The sequence below is a fragment of the Paenibacillus popilliae ATCC 14706 genome, assembly GCF_000315235.1.
GTDB classification, from domain to species: domain Bacteria; phylum Bacillota; class Bacilli; order Paenibacillales; family Paenibacillaceae; genus Paenibacillus_B; species Paenibacillus_B popilliae.
Map to the genome: position 1 here is coordinate 1 of NZ_BALG01000406.1, position 237 is coordinate 237.

The 237-nt window shown below is 48.1% G+C and carries 2 protein-coding genes; both read right to left on the minus strand.

The genetic code is table 11. The features are described 5' to 3' along the window. A partial coding sequence (locus tag PPOP_RS21245; RefSeq protein WP_006283968.1) for a terminase small subunit occupies positions 1-75 on the minus strand: 75 nt, incomplete at its 3' end. 42 nt (positions 76-117) lie between these two features. Continuing rightward, a partial coding sequence (locus tag PPOP_RS21250; RefSeq protein WP_006288048.1) for a YlcI/YnfO family protein occupies positions 118-237 on the minus strand: 120 nt, incomplete at its 5' end.

The following is a 237-nucleotide window of genomic DNA, read 5'->3' on the forward strand; positions in this document are numbered from 1 at the left end:
GATCGCCGCCTGCGTGGCATTGAGGTCAATTAGATATTCATCAGCAAACCGTTGTTGCTTGGCCGTCAATGCCATGTGTATCACCATCCTTTCAGGCATAGAAAAAGCCGCTGTTAATCAGCGGCTTAATTTGTAAAGCACGAATTGATTTAACGATACGCCTTCGCGCTCCGACTGCTCCGCGAGTTGGCGATGAAGAGTCTTCGGTATGCGAACATTAAACTTGCCACTATACGC